Raw genomic sequence first — 15,179 nt, 5'->3', positions numbered from 1 at the left:
AATTCCCTTCATGCCAGGAAACCCGGCGTTATCGCCAGGTTTTGGTAGGTTTGATATTCGCGGGCGACCGCATTCTGCCCGGGAAACTCTGTCAGACGAGGCGCTGATACTCCTTCGCAATTTCACAGGCCAGTACCGCATTGTTGAACACCAGCTGAATATTTGATTTCAGGCTGTCACCACCGGTCAGCTCTGCAACCCGCGCTAACAGGAACGGCGTACTCTCTTTGCCCACAACGCCCTGATCTTCCGCTTCTTTTACCGCCCGATCGATTGCCGCATTAATTTTCTCTTCAGCCATCGCAAACTGCTCTGGGATGGGGTTCGCAACAACCAGACCGCCGTCGAGACCCGTTTGCCATTTCACCGCCATGGCTCGGGCAATCTCTTTCGCACTGTCCAGACGGATGCTGACCTCAAACGGACTGGTACGGCAGAAAAATGCTGGCAACGCGTTGGTTTGATAACCAATTAACGGCACACCAAAGGTTTCTAAATATTCAGTAGTTAAGCCGAGATCAAGAATAGATTTCGCCCCGGCACAAATTACCGTGACATTGGTATGCGCCAGTTCTTGCAGATCCGCGGAAATATCAAAGGTATGTTCAGCACCACGATGAACTCCACCTATTCCCCCTGTCGCAAATACTTTAATTCCCGCCAGGGCGGCAATAATCATGGTTGAGGCAACCGTCGTTGCACCATTTTTTCCTGCCGCGACCACAAACGGCAAATCACGACGACTTACTTTCGTAACGCTATGACCTTCTCGCCCAAGCAGCTCAATTTCATCTTTGCTTAAACCAACTTTCATTATTCCGCCAATAATGGCAATGGTCGCAGGAACCGCACCGTGTTTACGAATAGTTTCTTCTACTTCAATCGCTGTCTGGGCATTCTGCGGAAATGGCATACCATGAGAAATAATGGTTGATTCAAGTGCAACAATCGGCTTCTTACTGTTTAATGCTTCCTGTACTTCTGGAGATATTTGTAATAATTCAGAGGAAAGAGTTAATTCAGACATTCTGTGTTCTCCACTAATGTGCTTACATTCGCAACAGACAAATCAGGGTTATTGGTATATTCACAGGCTAACGCCATTGATGAACAACCCTGCGCAAATCGAACCGAATCAATAAAGGGCATGCCGTCTACCCAGCAGGACGCCAGTCCAGCCATCATTGCATCGCCAGCCCCGGTAACATTAATGACGTGAGTTTTAATCGGCAGTGACCAACCACGGCTCCCCGCAATATCACTGTAATAAACACCGTCACCGCCCATGCTGAGCACCAGCCTATTTAAGCCGCGATCATGAAACCAGGCGGCGACTTTACCCACGTCATCACGCCCGGAAAGCGCAATACCGCTTAGCGTTTCGGCTTCAAGCCGGTTGGGTTTAAGAGTGTGAATTTGTCCAAGCCGCTCGCGAATTTTGACGCATTTCCATGCCGATACCGGGTCAACAAACACCGGAACCTCTCCGGCATTTTCCAGCACCCATGCCAGGGCATCTTCGCTGATATTGCAATCGGCGACGATGACTTTCGCCTGCCGAATAAAATCATGATGCTGTGATAAAAAATCTGCTGAAATATGTTCGGTGATGCTCATATCATTAATGGCAACCAACATTTCACCGGTATTATCAAGCAATGATAAATAACTGGACGTATTCTCTCCGGGAACGATAAGACACTTATCAACATGAACTCCGGATTGATTGGTTTGCGCCAATAACGATTGTCCATAAAAATCATTACCAACCGCCGTCAGTAACCATGAATTTTTCCCGAGCAGCGCGAGATTATGTGCAATGTTACGTCCAACTCCGCCGGGGGTGAATTTTATCTTTCCTGGATTCGAATCCGCATAATTTAGAGAAGCATGCGAATACCCAGCAACATCCATATTGGCCGAGCCAATAGTTACTATGTATTCCTTTTCACGCATAGCACGTCCCCTGGCAATTAACTTGCCACAAATGAGTTCGTTAAAAATAACCAACGCCACACATCAGGTTATTAGAGCACATGTTCACTATCAAACATATGTTCATAGTAAGCGTGTTTTTGACAAAGTAAATCCATATTCAAGATCTAAACTCAATAGATATGAACAGAATCACAATTTTTTATAGATACAGTCTGTAAAGGAAAGAAAAAATGAGAGGTAGTACACAATTCAAGCAGTCTAAAGAGTTTAACTCCGGCATAACCGGAGATTTTTCAGATGCGCCAGGGGATCCGGTTCGTATCAACTGAGCGAAACAAGGTCTTCTGGCATATGGTTGTACAAAATCCGCCAGAAGTGCTCAGCCGTTTTATTCAACCGGGTATCCATTCGGTAAATATAAGCCTGAATAGGCACCATCAGTTCCGGCGTCTGCAGACAAACCAGCCGCTTTTCGCGCAGTTCGTTTACGATTGTCCACGCCGGCAGCCAGGCGATACCATGCCCATCCAATGCCATATTTTTTAATAACTCACTCATCGAAGACATAAACAGCGTTCGGGCTGAAATGCCGCCTACTTCCGCCAGATGACGGTTTACCAATCTTCCCATGTAGGATGTGCTGGTATAGTTCAGAATCGGCGCCTGCGACTGATAGATATCAAACAACGCCTTACCCTGCGCATCAGCAGCACACACGGGGTACAGTTCAGACTCAAAAACCTTCAAGCCGCAGAAAGGTGACTGCATTAAGTCTTCATCCCGAAAGGAGATAATAAAATCGCTTTTCCCCTCGCGCAGAGTATTCACCGCCTGAACAACATCAATAGCTTCAACGTGATAGACAAACTCCTCCCCCCAGGCCGCCATTGAGTGCACCAATCTGGGCAACATCGTCAGCGACAGAGAATGTGCCGCCGCTATTTTGATATTGGGTACACCCAGTAAATTGTGGCCGCTTAGCTCATCCAGATTGCATTCCAGCTGTTGCAACAAACTACGGGTTTGCGAATGAAATAGCTTGCCCTCTTCCGTGAGTTGCAGTGGGCTCGTTGTGCGATCAAAAAGCAGCACACCCACGGCTGATTCGAGCGCCTTGATCCGCCGGCTAAATGCCGGTTGGGATATGTTGCGCTCCTCAGCCGCCTGGGAAAAATGACGGCATGCCTCCAACGTCAGAAAGTCATATAACCATTTTGTCTCAATATTTTTCATGCTTATCACGCGGATATTTAAATATGCCTATTAGCCTTAAAGCATCATGCCTGAATAGTTCCGGAGATGACATTCATCATTAGCGCCTGGTGATTCGTTTTTTGCATCAAGGCTTCATTTTTAACATTAACATATTTCTCTCCCTATCGGTTACGACCGGTTTTCCACCGCGTAACGCGGAGCCTCTGGCCGAATACCGGCCTGCTGAGGTTACACAATAAACCACAGTCATGCGGTTTTTGCATTGAACCATACATTATTGCATTTCTCCTCACCTCTCACTGCTGTTAAACATTATCAGCAGACACAACCCGGCTCTGAATATTAATTATCGGTGAATTGAGGTATATATCGTGAAAGGTTTAATTGGCGTGCTTGGTGGTATGGGACCTGCTGCAACGGTCGATCTGTTTAATAAATTCGTCACTTTTACCGCTGCGCAACGTGACCAGGAACATATCCCCTTAATTATTTCATCTATTCCTGACATTCCTGACCGAACCGACGCGTTAATGCATCATGGTCATTCCCCACTTCCGGCAATGCGCGATTATATGCATAAACTCGAAGATGCTGGCGCCGAGTGTATTGTGATCCCCTGTAACACCGCCCACTTTTGGTTTAATGAATTAAAAGCGTGCTGCCATACAGAGCTGCTCAGTATCGTTGAAACGACCATCAATGAGGTTAAAAACTGCGGGAAATCGCAAATCGGATTACTCGCCACCAACGCCACTTTATACATGGGCCTCTATCAAAAAGGCATAGAATCTCTTGGGTTAACCTGCATCAGCCCTGACTCATCCAGTCAGGAAAAAGTGATGGAAAGCATCTATTGCTTAAAAGCTGGTGATGCTAAGCGGGCGCAAACGCTGATGAATGAACAGGCTGAAGCACTCTTCTCACGCGGGGCACAAGTCATCGTGCTCGGATGTACTGAAGTTCCTGTCATTCTTGCTGAAGCCGTCAAAAAGTCACCTGAAAAATATATTGATTCAACCGGTTCGTTGGTTCGTGCCGGTATTAAATGGTACGAGAAACGCGTGGGTAAAAATCACCTTTTGGCACAATGAATGTCCATACCTGTTTAATTGTTGCATTAAATAAAAACCCATTTTAATTACAAATTACTCTCTGGCGGAGGCCATTATGATTTGGCTAGAAATTATCGTAGTGTTGGGCGCAATATTTTTCGGTATCCGTCTTGGCGGAATTGGTATTGGTTTATGCGGCGGGCTGGGGCTGGCTATTTTAACGCTGGGATTTGGGCTGCAAATTGGTTCACCACCCGTTGACGTTATTCTTATTATTATGACGGTGGTGGTGGCGGCATCGGCGCTACAGGCCGCCGGAGGCATGGATTATCTGGTTCGCATTGCCGGTAATTTTATGCGCCGTAACCCTAAATATATCAATATTATTGCGCCGATTATTACCTGGTCGATGACGATTATGGCGGGAACAGGGTTCATCGTCTTTTCTACTCTGCCGGTGATTGCCGAAGTTGCCAAAGAGTCAGGTATTCGCCCTTCCCGTACGCTCGCAGGGTCCGTAGTCGCTTCTCAGGTGGCGATATCCGGTTCACCGATCAGTGCCGCAATGGCCGCTATGCTGACTATTATGGAAGGCAACGGTATCAGCTTTATTCAGGTTATGGCGGTATGTCTGCCTGCCTCATTTGTCGCTGCGATGGTCGCTGCTTTTATCGCCTCACGTCAGGGATGTGAGCTACAGGATGATGAAGTCTATCTGGAACGCCTGCAAAAAGGACTGGTGCGTAAATATACAGGGCAAAACAGCACAACGCCAGGTGCCAGACTGTCAGTCGCCCTGTTTATGCTGGCAACGGTGGTCATCGTTATTCTTGCCGCATGCCCTCAATTGCGCCCTGGATTCGATGCAGGTAACGCAATGAATACCCGGGATATTATCATTATCTGCATGCTAGCTGCCGCGTGTCTGATGGTGGTGCTATGCAAAACATCAACAGACGCGATTGTCCTGACATCCACGTTTCGCGCGGGTATGAGTTCGTTGGCTGTGATTCTGGGGATTGTTACGCTGGGCACAACCTTCATTGATGCCCACTTAACGGGGATAAAGGATATCGCGGGCGATATTCTACGGGCTTATCCGATGCTGTTGGCGCTGGTGCTGTTTGGTACCTGCGCGCTTCTCTATTCGCAGGGAGCCACCACGCCGCTGATTATCCCTCTTGCCGTCGCGCTCGGCGTACCTACATGGGCCATTCTGGCTTCCTATGTCGCAGTGACCGGCGTGTTTGTTCTGCCAACTTATCCGACTTCGCTGGCGGCAATGGAGTTCGACACCACCGGGACAACGCGCGTGGGTAAGTATGTCTTAAACCATCCGTTTATGTTGCCAGGGCTTGGCGGGATCATTGCTGGCGTTGCCTTTGGTTTTATCATCGCGCCAATGATTGCCTGAACCGGTTAACACTACCGGGCAGATTTAATGGATAAAAAAAGGGGCAGAGAAATCTCTGCCCCGGATGTCAGCGTTAAATCAGGCCGCCTTTGCCACAACCTCTGCTTCCGGGCGTTTCAGCACCGCGTAGGAGAGACCGGCTACCAGCGTACCGGCAATAATGGCCAGCAGGTATCCAACCACCGGAGTGATTGCGCCAGGGATTAACAGCACGAACAGACCGCCGTGCGGCGCCATCAGCTTAGCCCCCACCGCCATCGAGATAGCTCCGGTAATCGCGCCGCCAACGATACAGCAAGGCAGAACGCGCATCGGGTCACGGGCAGCAAATGGGATAGCCCCTTCGGTAATAAAGCACAGGCCCAGTACCAGCGCAGCTTTACCGCCTTCCTGCTGCGCTTTGTCGAACTTACGACGCGCCACCAGCGTTGCCAGCCCCAGGGCCAGCGGAGGCACCATACCCGCCGCCATAATCGCCGCCATCGGCGCGTAGGTTTGCGTACTAAGCAGGCCCACACCGAAAGCATACGCCGCTTTGTTAACCGGACCGCCCATATCGGTACACATCATGCCGCCCAGAATCGCCCCAAGCAGCACCGCGTTCGCGGTTCCCATGGTTTGCAGCCAGTGGGTCAGACCTTCCAGAATGCCCGCCACTGGTTTACCGATCAGGTAGATCATGGCCAGACCAACCACCAGGCTTGAGAGCAGCGGAATGATCAGGATCGGTTTCAGCGCTTCCATACTCTGCGGGAGTTTCAGCTTCGTGCTGATGAGCTTCGCCACATAACCGGCAAGGAAACCGGCAATAATCCCGCCAATAAAGCCGGAACCGGTGCTCACCGCCAGCATACCGCCGATAAGACCAGGCGTCAGACCCGGACGGTCAGCGATGGAAAACGCGATGTAGCCCGCCAGAACCGGCACCATCAGCGCGAAAGCTGAACCACCGCCAATCTGCATCAGCGCCGCCGCCAGCGTACCCTGCTCCTTGAACGCTTCGATACCAAAAGCGAATGAGAGTGCAATACACAGACCGCCAGCAACCACCATCGGCAGCATGTAGGATACGCCCGTCAGCAGGTGACGATACGCGCCAGCGCTCTCTTTCTTACCTTCAGTGGTTGCAGACTGCGCTTTGCCGGCTGGCTGGTACGGCGTTGCTTCTTCCAGCGCTTTATCCAGCTCCTGCTTCGTTTTCTTCAGCGCAAGGCCAGTAGAAGTACGGTACATTGGTTTTCCGGCAAACTTCGCCAGATCAACTTCAATGTCAGCCGCCACAATCACCAGATCCGCCTGAGCCACCTCTTCCGGCGTAATGGCATTGCCTGCGCCAACAGAACCACGGGTTTCAACCTTCACCCACCAGCCACGTTTTTTCGCTTCTGTTTCAATAGCTTCAGCGGCCATAAACGTATGGGCAACGCCAGTTGGACAAGCCGTCACCGCCACCACGCGTTTTGGACCGCTACTGGCCACGGACGCTGTCGCAACCGGAGCGCTATAAGGTTTTGCGTGGCCTTTCGCTTCGCTGAGGAAAAGTTCAGGATGCGCAACCGCACGACCAATATCGCCCAGCCACACTTTTTTGCCGTTCAGCGAACTGTCGGCAGGAAGCGTGTCGCCCAGAACAATTGCCAGTTCGGCATCATTAGGATTATCAATAATTTCCAGATGTGCTTTCTGCGCCGCCGCTCCAAGCAGGGTTTTCGCCATATAAGCGCGAGCCTGGCCGAGATTAGCGTCAATAATCAGCAGCGTTTTCATTATGCCTCTCCTGCTGTCAGTTAAACGGTTTTAAGTCGACACGCGCCATCATTGCGGCCAACTGAGGACGATCGGTAATGCCCACATTGCTTTGGCTTACCGCCAGGGCGGCAACAGCGGTTGCCAGACGCAGGGTGTGTTCACTGGATTCACGCATCAGCAGGCCGTAAATCAGGCCGCCAACCATTGAATCACCCGCGCCTACGGTGCTTACCACCTCGACTGACGGCGGTTTAGCAATCCACTCACCCGAAGCGTTAACCCACAGCGCACCTTCCGCGCCAAGTGAAATCACCACGTGAGCAATACCCTGCTCGCGCAACGCATGTGCAGCTTCAATCACATCTTTCATTTCTGGCAGCTTACGGCCTGCCCAGATTTCCAGTTCACGACGGTTTGGTTTCACCAGCCACGGTGCCGCTTTCAGACCGGCCACTAATGCTTCACGACTACTATCAAAGATAATGCAAGGACACTGACTGCGCAGGCGCGTCATCCAGTCGGTGAATGCTTCCGGGCTAACGCCGGTCGGCAAACTGCCGCTGACGCACACCATGTCGAACTGGCCCAGCCAGCTCAGCGAGTCATTCACAAAGCGTTCCCAGTCAGCCGGGGTGACTTCAAAGCCGGAGAAATTGAAATCGGACACTTCGCCGTCTTTTTCGGTCAGCTTGACGTTGATACGGGTACGCCCCTGTACAACCTGAAAACGGTTGGCGATACCCAGTTCGCTGAACAACTGCTGAAAACCATCCTGGTTGTCTTTACCGAGGAAACCACCCACCGTTACATCGATACCTAAATCTTTCAGAACCTTAGCGACGTTAATCCCTTTCCCTGCCGCGTGAAGACCGGTCGTTTTAACCAGGTTCACTTCACCGCGTTCAATTTCCGGGCAGAAACCCACCAGATCGTAGGCTGGGTTAAGGGTGATAGTAGCAACACGTCTGCTCATTACGCGCCCTCCCCAAGACCCGCCGCGATGGCTTCGCCAATCGCTTTCAGCGCCTGTTCAGCATCTTCACCCTGGGCGGTAAAGCGCAGGTGATGTCCTTTCTTCACGCCTAATGCCACAACTTTCATCAGACTGCGTCCATTCGCCGGCTTGCCGGTTCCATCAAGATTTGTCACGGTAATTTCACTGTTAAATTGTTTAATCGTATTCACCAGCATGGTGCCCGGGCGGGCGTGTAAACCATGCTCATTGCGCACAATAAATTCGGCGCTCAGTACATCATCAGTTAAGGCATCATCGCTGGTCAGCAGCGCCAGCACCGTTGCCGCATCGGCTTTCAACAAACGGTCAGCTTTATTATTCAGCAGCAGATCGCCAAGGCGCTTCAGCACCGCAACCGGTTGTTCGTCATTCATGGCGACGGTCACCAGCAGGGCTGCCGCTTCACCTTGTACATCGAACGCTGTTGCTGCGCGGCTGACCGCAATGGCGCTGCGCACATTGCCTTCAGCACAGTCATTCAGCCAGATCCCCTGACCGAGATTCATCGGTTGCTCATTAATGGCTCTGGCCACAAAGGTGGCGTCAACCGCGCCGACCTCTTTCAGCCGTGCGGCGTTGAGAGCCTGCAGCGTGACCAGCGAGTTGGCAACGACGTCCAGCGACAGCGTTTCGTTATCAAGCTTCAGCTGTTCGCTTTGCTTTTCCCCCATCAGCAACGCGCGCAACTCTTCCGCCGTGGTCGCAGATTTCAGCTGTTCAGCGACGGAGTCATCGCTCAGCACATGCGTCAGCTGACGCAGTAAACCGAGGTGCTCATCAGAGCTGGCGGCGATGCCGATTGCCACATAAGCAACCTGCCCTTCACCCCAGATCACGCCCTGCGGAAACTGAAACACCTGCACGCCGGTTTTCAGCACCCGATCGCGCGTGTCCGTCGTACCGTGAGGAATAGCAATACCGTTGCCGAGGAACGTGGACGTCTGTTGTTCACGCGCCAGCATGCCATCGACGTAGCCTTCCGCTACGTTACCTGCCAGCACTAAGGCAGCGGCAACCTGGCGAATAGCCTCTTCTTTATTCCCGGCCTGTTCGCCCGGGTGAATATCCTGAACAGATAACTGGAACATGGTTCTCCTCTCCCGCTGATTTGAAACGATTCAGCTAACATGAGAAAAAAGGCGTCACCTGACTCCATCAGTTATGGCGAGATGACGCTGAAACGTTTCAAGAAGTCTTGCTCTTTTTTCTTCAGCACACAAGTAAAGTTGACAAATTACTTGCTGAATTTAGAGATAACGCACATTTTCTCCGCGGAGGAGAAAAAATTGCTGACGCAAAAACGGCGTCAGCCTGTCAGATTCAGCAGCGTCAGCAAACTGCTTTCTCTGACTGAAATGCTATTTTGATTTTTGATGCCGATTTTGATTTGGCTCCCTGTTTATTTTCTGACAAGCAGCGTAAACTCCGCGTCTCTTCACATTATTGATATCAAAACATGCACAACACCCCCGTAGCCGCCACACCCAAGGCGTTTGATTTAACGTCTTCGGCGTTCCTGCTTGTCGCGTTTCTGACGGGTATCGCCGGTGCGTTGCAGACGCCAACGCTCAGCCTTTTTCTGACGGATGAAGTCCATGCCCGTCCCGGCATGGTCGGGTTCTTTTTTACCGGTAGCGCCGTAATCGGCATTTTGGTGAGTCAGTTTCTGGCCGGACGTTCGGATAAAAAAGGCGATCGCAAAAACCTGATTGTGTTTTGCTGCGTGCTGGGGATGTTGGCCTGCGTGCTGTTCGCCTGGAACCGTAACTATTTTATTCTGCTGTTTGTCGGGGTATTCCTCAGCAGTTTTGGTTCGACCGCCAACCCGCAAATGTTTGCTCTCGCCCGCGAGCACGCCGACCGTACGGGTCGGGAAGCCGTCATGTTCAGTTCAATATTACGTGCGCAGGTTTCGCTGGCCTGGGTGATTGGCCCGCCGCTGGCCTACGCGCTGGCCATGGGGTTTAGCTTTACGGTGATGTACCTCAGCGCGGCGGTGGCGTTTGTTGTCTGCGGCGTAATGGTCTGGCTGTTCTTACCCTCGATGAGTAAAAATGTGCCTCTCGCGACAGGCGCGGTAGAAGCCCCGCGCCGCAATCGACGCGACACGCTGCTGCTGTTTGTTATCTGCACATTAATGTGGGGGACTAACAGTCTCTATATCATTAATATGCCGTTGTTTATTATCAACGAACTGCATCTGCCGGAAAAGCTGGCGGGCATCATGATGGGAACTGCCGCGGGGTTGGAAATCCCAACCATGTTGATTGCCGGATACTTCGCGAAGCGTCTGGGCAAACGCCTGTTGATGAGAATCGCCGTTGTCGCCGGATTTTTCTTTTATGCCGGCATGCTGTTGGCCCACTCTCCGGCGATATTGCTTGGCTTACAGCTGCTGAACGCGATTTACATCGGCATCCTCGGCGGGATTGGCATGCTCTATTTCCAGGATCTGATGCCGGGACAAGCGGGTTCAGCCACAACTCTCTATACAAATACCATTCGCGTGGGCTGGATTATTGCCGGATCGTTGGCGGGTATTGCCGCTGAAATCTGGAACTATCACGCGGTATTCTGGTTTGCGTTGATGATGATCGTCGCCACCGTCGCGTGTCTGACGCGCATCAAAGACGTTTAAGGTGCGGTCAGCGCCTCGAGCTCAATGAGATAGACCATGGCCTGGTGCGTCGTCTGTCCGCACATTTCCGCACTGGGCTGTAAACCGGCGCACACTTTTGGCCGCAGAGGCGAAGCAAAAATTTTACAACGCAGGGATTCATCCAGCTGAACGCATGGTGTATTAGCGGGCTTGCCATCAGGCATGCCGGGGATGGCACTGGAAATTGAAGGCGCGGTGCAACATGCACCACAATCCGGACGGCATTCCATACAGTACTCTCTTTATCGTAAACCATCGGATTGTGCAGGAAGCGCACAGTAACACCTTTTTTGCACCAGCAAAAGCATCAATTCCGCTTGCCTGAATGCCCCGGCGCGAGTAGTTTTACGCGATATTTTAGACACTCCTCATTACAGGATTTTTTCGATGCCAAGAGCGAACGAAATTAAAAAAGGTATGGTACTGAATTACAACGGCAAACTGCTGATTGTAAAAGATATTGATATTCAATCACCAACCGCACGTGGCGCCGCCACGCTGTACAAAATGCGTTTTTCTGATGTTCGTACCGGTCTGAAAGTTGAAGAGCGCTTCAAAGGCGATGACATCGTTGATACCGTCACCCTGAGCCGTCGTGGCGTTGATTTCTCCTATGTCGATGGCAACGAATACGTCTTCATGGATAAAGAAGACTATACCCCTTATACCTTCACCAAAGACCAGATCGAAGAAGAATTGCTGTTCATCCCGGAAGGCGGAATGCCGGATATGCAGGTACTGACCTGGGACGGCCAGCTGCTGGCGCTTGAACTGCCGCAAACGGTAGACCTGGAAATCGTTGAAACGGCACCAGGCATTAAAGGCGCGTCAGCAAGTGCGCGTAACAAACCAGCGACCATGAGCACCGGTCTGGTTATCCTGGTTCCTGAATATCTGAGTGCAGGTGAAAAAATCCGTATTCATATCGAAGAACGTCGCTATATGGGCCGCGCAGACTAACTTTTCTGCTGCGACAGCGGTGAAAAGGGACAGCATTTGCTGTCCCTTTGTTCTTTTCAGCCCTGGCTGCTGAGGTAAAAATCATCCACCAACATAGATTCCAGATACAGCTCATCCTCACGCATAAAATGCGTTATGACGTTAACCGCCTGAGGATAAACCCCCTCTTCGTCCCGGTGTAAACAACTTTCCCGTAGCAGGGGTGCCCAGCACATAATGTGATGATGCAAAAAGTAATATTGTGCCGATAACGTCTCCTTTTTGGTAACCATTCTCGCCATCAGTGCCAGCTGTACAGCAATATGGTCGGCAGGCTCGTTGTCCTGCGGGGTCAGCCCATACTCGACTAACAGCACATTCATTTCCTTGCGTTCTTCAGGCGCGGTCGTATGCGGATAATACCCCGCATAAGGTGAAACACCGCCAGGAGGTGCCAGCAAAAACAACGAGGCATAGTCCGCCGCCAGCTCCAGCTGTCGGCTTTCCCGGCGCAGCGCCCGAACGAGACTACGTTCCAGGTTTTTGACATCAACGGATAACCCAGGGATAGCCGTCAACGACGCCAGCCACTTTCGGCTTTCCCCACTTTCCAGGCGGATGAGTTGCTCCTCGTCCAGCTCGCGGAACAGCAGTTGCGAAAACCACTGGTACACCGCCGCCCGCTGTCGATGAATATGATTATGCTGCACTTGCCCCCTCCTCTTTCACAACCTCCGGCCCGCCAAAGCCTGTGACCTGCGGGGCATTCTCCTGGTACCGCTCCACCTCGACCAGCACCGTATGCGCCGAAGGCCCCTGCGCCAGTTGTGATGTACCGATATCCGCACTCAGCACATTCGGATCGCCATAAGTGCATAATGTGCCCGCTTTCCCGCCTTCCTGCGGCGAATACCACGCGCCTTCATGAATCCGGACGACGCCAGGCGCGTAATCCGGACTGATCACCACCCCGGCCAGCACCTGGCCTCTGGCGTTAAACACGCGCGCAATATCCCCGGCTTTCAGGCCACGTGCGCGGGCATCCGACTCGCTCATGTACAGCGGCTCTCTTCCTGCCACCGCATAGGTGTTACGAAACGCCTCGCTTGAGCACAACTGGGAGTGCAGACGTTTATCCGGATGGCAGGACTGCAGATGCAGCGGATATTTATCTGTTTTGCTGCCATGGGTACGCTCAAAGGGTTCCATCCACACCGGATGCCCCGGGCAGTCCTCGTAGGCAAAGCCCGCGATGGTTTTGCTGTAAATTTCAATCAGACCAGAGGGTGTTCCTAACGGGTTGATATCCGGCTGTTCGCGAAATTCTCCGTGACGCACCCACGGCTTCCCGGCAGGATATTCAATGTATCCTTCGCCCTCCCAGAAACTCTCGAAGTTCGGCATACTCACGCCAAGGGACGCTCCCGTTTTCGCGCCCTCATCATAAATGGCTTTTATCCACTGCATTTCATCCCGCTTTTCGCGGTATGTCTCTTCCTGACCAAAGCGTTTGCACAGACCGGCAAAGACATCAAAGTCATGTCGCGCTTCAAACTGCGGTTTAACCACCTGATGTATCGCCATCAGCCCTTTATTCGAGTGTGTACCGAACTGCTCAATGTCATTACGCTCAAAGCGCGTGGTCACAGGCAGGACGATATCGGCAAAACGACAGGATGCTGTCCACTGATGATCCAGAACGACCACGGTTTCCAGCTTCTTCCACGCCTCGATCATGCGGTTACGATCCTGCTGCGCATGGAACGGATTGGCAGCGCTGAAAATCGCCATTTTGATATCAGGGAAAGTTAATGTTTCACCATTGAAAGCGATCTTTTTGCCTGGCGCCAGCAGACAATCGATCATTCGCGAGGTAGGAATATGCTCTGAAGCGCCGCGGAAATCCGCTTTGTATTTCGCGGCCGGGGGATTGTTGATGCTCCCGAGGCCGGACAGGACGGGACCGGCAGAAGTGACCGTCCCGCCGCCGTTATAGTGCCAGCCAAACCCTACTCCGCCGCCCGGCAAGCCAATTTGGCCAACCATGCTGGCCAGCACCACCAGCATCCACGGATACTGCTCGCCATGGTGCATACGCTGCACGCACCAGCCGCCCATAAACTGTGTCCGGCCTTTGACCAGCAGGCGGGCGAAGTCGCGGATCTGCTCCGCCGTCAGACCGCAGATTTCCGCCGCCCATTCGGCGTTTTTCGGCTGCTTGTCGCTTTCCCCAAGCAGATACGGCAAGAACTGTTCAAAGCCCACGGTATAATCGTTAATGAACGCCACGTCATACAGTTTTCCTTCGTACAGGGTATGCGCCAGCGCCAGCAATAACGCGACATCCGTTTGCGGTCGCAGCGCCAACTGCTCACAGCCAAGATAGTTTTGCGACTTGCTACGCACCGGATCAACGCTGATAACGCGCATCTTACCCTGCGCAACCGCTTCTTTAATCTGCTGCCAATAGCCAAACGCATCGTGATCGGGAACCAGGAACTCGATCTGCAGATTCTTGATAGGATCGCAGCCCCACAGCACGATGGTTTGGGTATTTTCGATAACCATCGGGAGTGACGTTTGCTGCTCATAAACTTCCAGCGAACCAATCACATGCGGCAAAATCACCTGCGCTGCGGCTGCCGAGTAGTCGCCGACGGTCGTTACATAGCTACCGTGCAAGCCGAGTCCCCGATCCATCGCGCCACCGGCCTTATGAAATTTGCCAACAATTTGCCAGTCCGCCAGCCCGGTAAAGACACCAGAAGATCCGTAGGTCTTTTGTACTCGTTCAAGCTCTTCATAGAACAGATCCAACGCCTGATCCCAGCTCACACGGACAAAGCGATTATCGCCGCGCTGGTTGCGATCTGACTTTTCACGCTTGCGCAGCCAGTCCAGCCGCACCATCGGGTAGCGCACACGCGATGGGTTGTAGACCACCTCCCGAACGGCATTGAGCATATCGCAGGGGTATTTGTCATGTTTGAAGGGGCGGGTATCGACCCATTCACCGTTCACGACTTTGGCTTCAAAAGCGCCAAAGTGCGAGCCAGACTGGATCCATTGCTCCGGGTTTTCACCCGCTGCCCAGACCTTTGAGATCAGTGGATTTGGCCCTAAAGCGCTGACGGCACCGACTGCCAGCATTCCACTTAAAAACCGTCGACGTGACGGATTAAAATCATGAATATCCAT

The 15,179-nt window shown here is 52.1% G+C and carries 13 protein-coding genes; 4 read left to right on the top strand and 9 right to left on the bottom strand.

From position 1 onward, the window contains the following. Window positions 1-91 precede the first annotated feature (91 nt). The 3 genes from OGW44_RS11335 to hypT all read right to left on the bottom strand — a co-directional run bounded on the left by OGW44_RS11335 (window position 92) and on the right by hypT (window position 3,171). The gene (locus OGW44_RS11335) at window positions 92-1,027 is read right to left on the bottom strand and encodes a pseudouridine-5'-phosphate glycosidase (protein ID WP_019077232.1); all 936 of its coding nucleotides are present in this window, start codon (window positions 1,025-1,027) and stop codon (window positions 92-94) included. Further along, the gene (locus OGW44_RS11330) at window positions 1,015-1,956 is read right to left on the bottom strand and encodes a pseudouridine kinase (RefSeq protein WP_181630282.1); all 942 of its coding nucleotides are present in this window, start codon (window positions 1,954-1,956) and stop codon (window positions 1,015-1,017) included. The genes OGW44_RS11335 and OGW44_RS11330 overlap by 13 nt, the downstream gene beginning before the upstream one ends. A gap of 303 nt (window positions 1,957-2,259) precedes the next feature. After that, window positions 2,260-3,171, bottom strand: coding sequence for a hypochlorite stress DNA-binding transcriptional regulator HypT (hypT, locus tag OGW44_RS11325; protein WP_019077233.1), 912 nt, complete (start codon window positions 3,169-3,171; stop codon window positions 2,260-2,262). 353 nt (window positions 3,172-3,524) lie between these two features. Here hypT and cuyB point away from each other — a divergent pair, with 353 nt between their 5' ends. After that, on the top strand, window positions 3,525-4,244 hold the full coding sequence (gene cuyB / locus OGW44_RS11320) for a cysteate racemase (protein ID WP_049281984.1): 720 nt from the start codon (window positions 3,525-3,527) through the stop codon (window positions 4,242-4,244). Between the two features lie 76 nt (window positions 4,245-4,320). After that, window positions 4,321-5,619, top strand: coding sequence for an anaerobic C4-dicarboxylate transporter (locus OGW44_RS11315; protein WP_053390083.1), 1,299 nt, complete (start codon window positions 4,321-4,323; stop codon window positions 5,617-5,619). 78 nt (window positions 5,620-5,697) lie between these two features. Here OGW44_RS11315 and fruA read toward each other — a convergent pair whose 3' ends face one another. The 3 genes from fruA to fruB are packed head-to-tail and all read right to left on the bottom strand — an operon-like array spanning window position 5,698 to window position 9,471. Continuing rightward, the gene (gene fruA, locus OGW44_RS11310) at window positions 5,698-7,386 is read right to left on the bottom strand and encodes a PTS fructose transporter subunit IIBC (protein ID WP_016153736.1); all 1,689 of its coding nucleotides are present in this window, start codon (window positions 7,384-7,386) and stop codon (window positions 5,698-5,700) included. Window positions 7,387-7,402: 16 nt separating this feature from the next. Further along, entirely contained in the window at window positions 7,403-8,341 is a 939-nt protein-coding gene (gene fruK / locus OGW44_RS11305) for a 1-phosphofructokinase (protein ID WP_003834544.1), read from the bottom strand. Then, window positions 8,341-9,471 (bottom strand): fused PTS fructose transporter subunit IIA/HPr protein, encoded by a 1,131-nt coding sequence (gene fruB / locus OGW44_RS11300; protein ID WP_049042010.1) that lies wholly within the window; start codon window positions 9,469-9,471, stop codon window positions 8,341-8,343. Before fruB ends, fruK begins: the two co-directional genes overlap by 1 nt. 368 nt (window positions 9,472-9,839) lie before the next feature. On the opposite strand from fruB, the gene setB reads away from it, so the two are divergent. After that, window positions 9,840-11,021, top strand: coding sequence for a sugar efflux transporter SetB (gene setB, locus OGW44_RS11295; protein WP_080858911.1), 1,182 nt, complete (start codon window positions 9,840-9,842; stop codon window positions 11,019-11,021). Here setB and OGW44_RS11290 read toward each other — a convergent pair. Further along, entirely contained in the window at window positions 11,018-11,272 is a 255-nt protein-coding gene (locus tag OGW44_RS11290; protein ID WP_049281985.1) for a YkgJ family cysteine cluster protein, read from the bottom strand. The two genes, setB and OGW44_RS11290, sit on opposite strands and share 4 nt — an antisense overlap. A 157-nt stretch (window positions 11,273-11,429) precedes the next feature. Here OGW44_RS11290 and yeiP point away from each other — a divergent pair, with 157 nt between their 5' ends. After that, window positions 11,430-12,002 (top strand): elongation factor P-like protein YeiP, encoded by a 573-nt coding sequence (gene yeiP, locus OGW44_RS11285; protein WP_016153740.1) that lies wholly within the window; start codon window positions 11,430-11,432, stop codon window positions 12,000-12,002. Window positions 12,003-12,058: 56 nt separating this feature from the next. Here the strand turns inward: yeiP and torD are convergent, their stop codons facing one another. Further along, window positions 12,059-12,691 carry a molecular chaperone TorD gene (torD, locus tag OGW44_RS11280; RefSeq protein ID WP_115190437.1) on the bottom strand — a complete coding sequence of 211 codons (633 nt, stop codon included), beginning with the start codon at window positions 12,689-12,691 and terminating at the stop codon, window positions 12,059-12,061. After that, on the bottom strand, window positions 12,681-15,179 hold the full coding sequence (gene torA, locus OGW44_RS11275; protein ID WP_185654862.1) for a trimethylamine-N-oxide reductase TorA: 2,499 nt from the start codon (window positions 15,177-15,179) through the stop codon (window positions 12,681-12,683). Before torA ends, torD begins: the two co-directional genes overlap by 11 nt.

This window comes from Citrobacter sp. Cb023 (assembly GCF_030336805.1).
GTDB lineage: Bacteria > Pseudomonadota > Gammaproteobacteria > Enterobacterales > Enterobacteriaceae > Citrobacter > Citrobacter braakii.
This window is presented reverse-complemented; position numbering and strand designations above follow the sequence as displayed.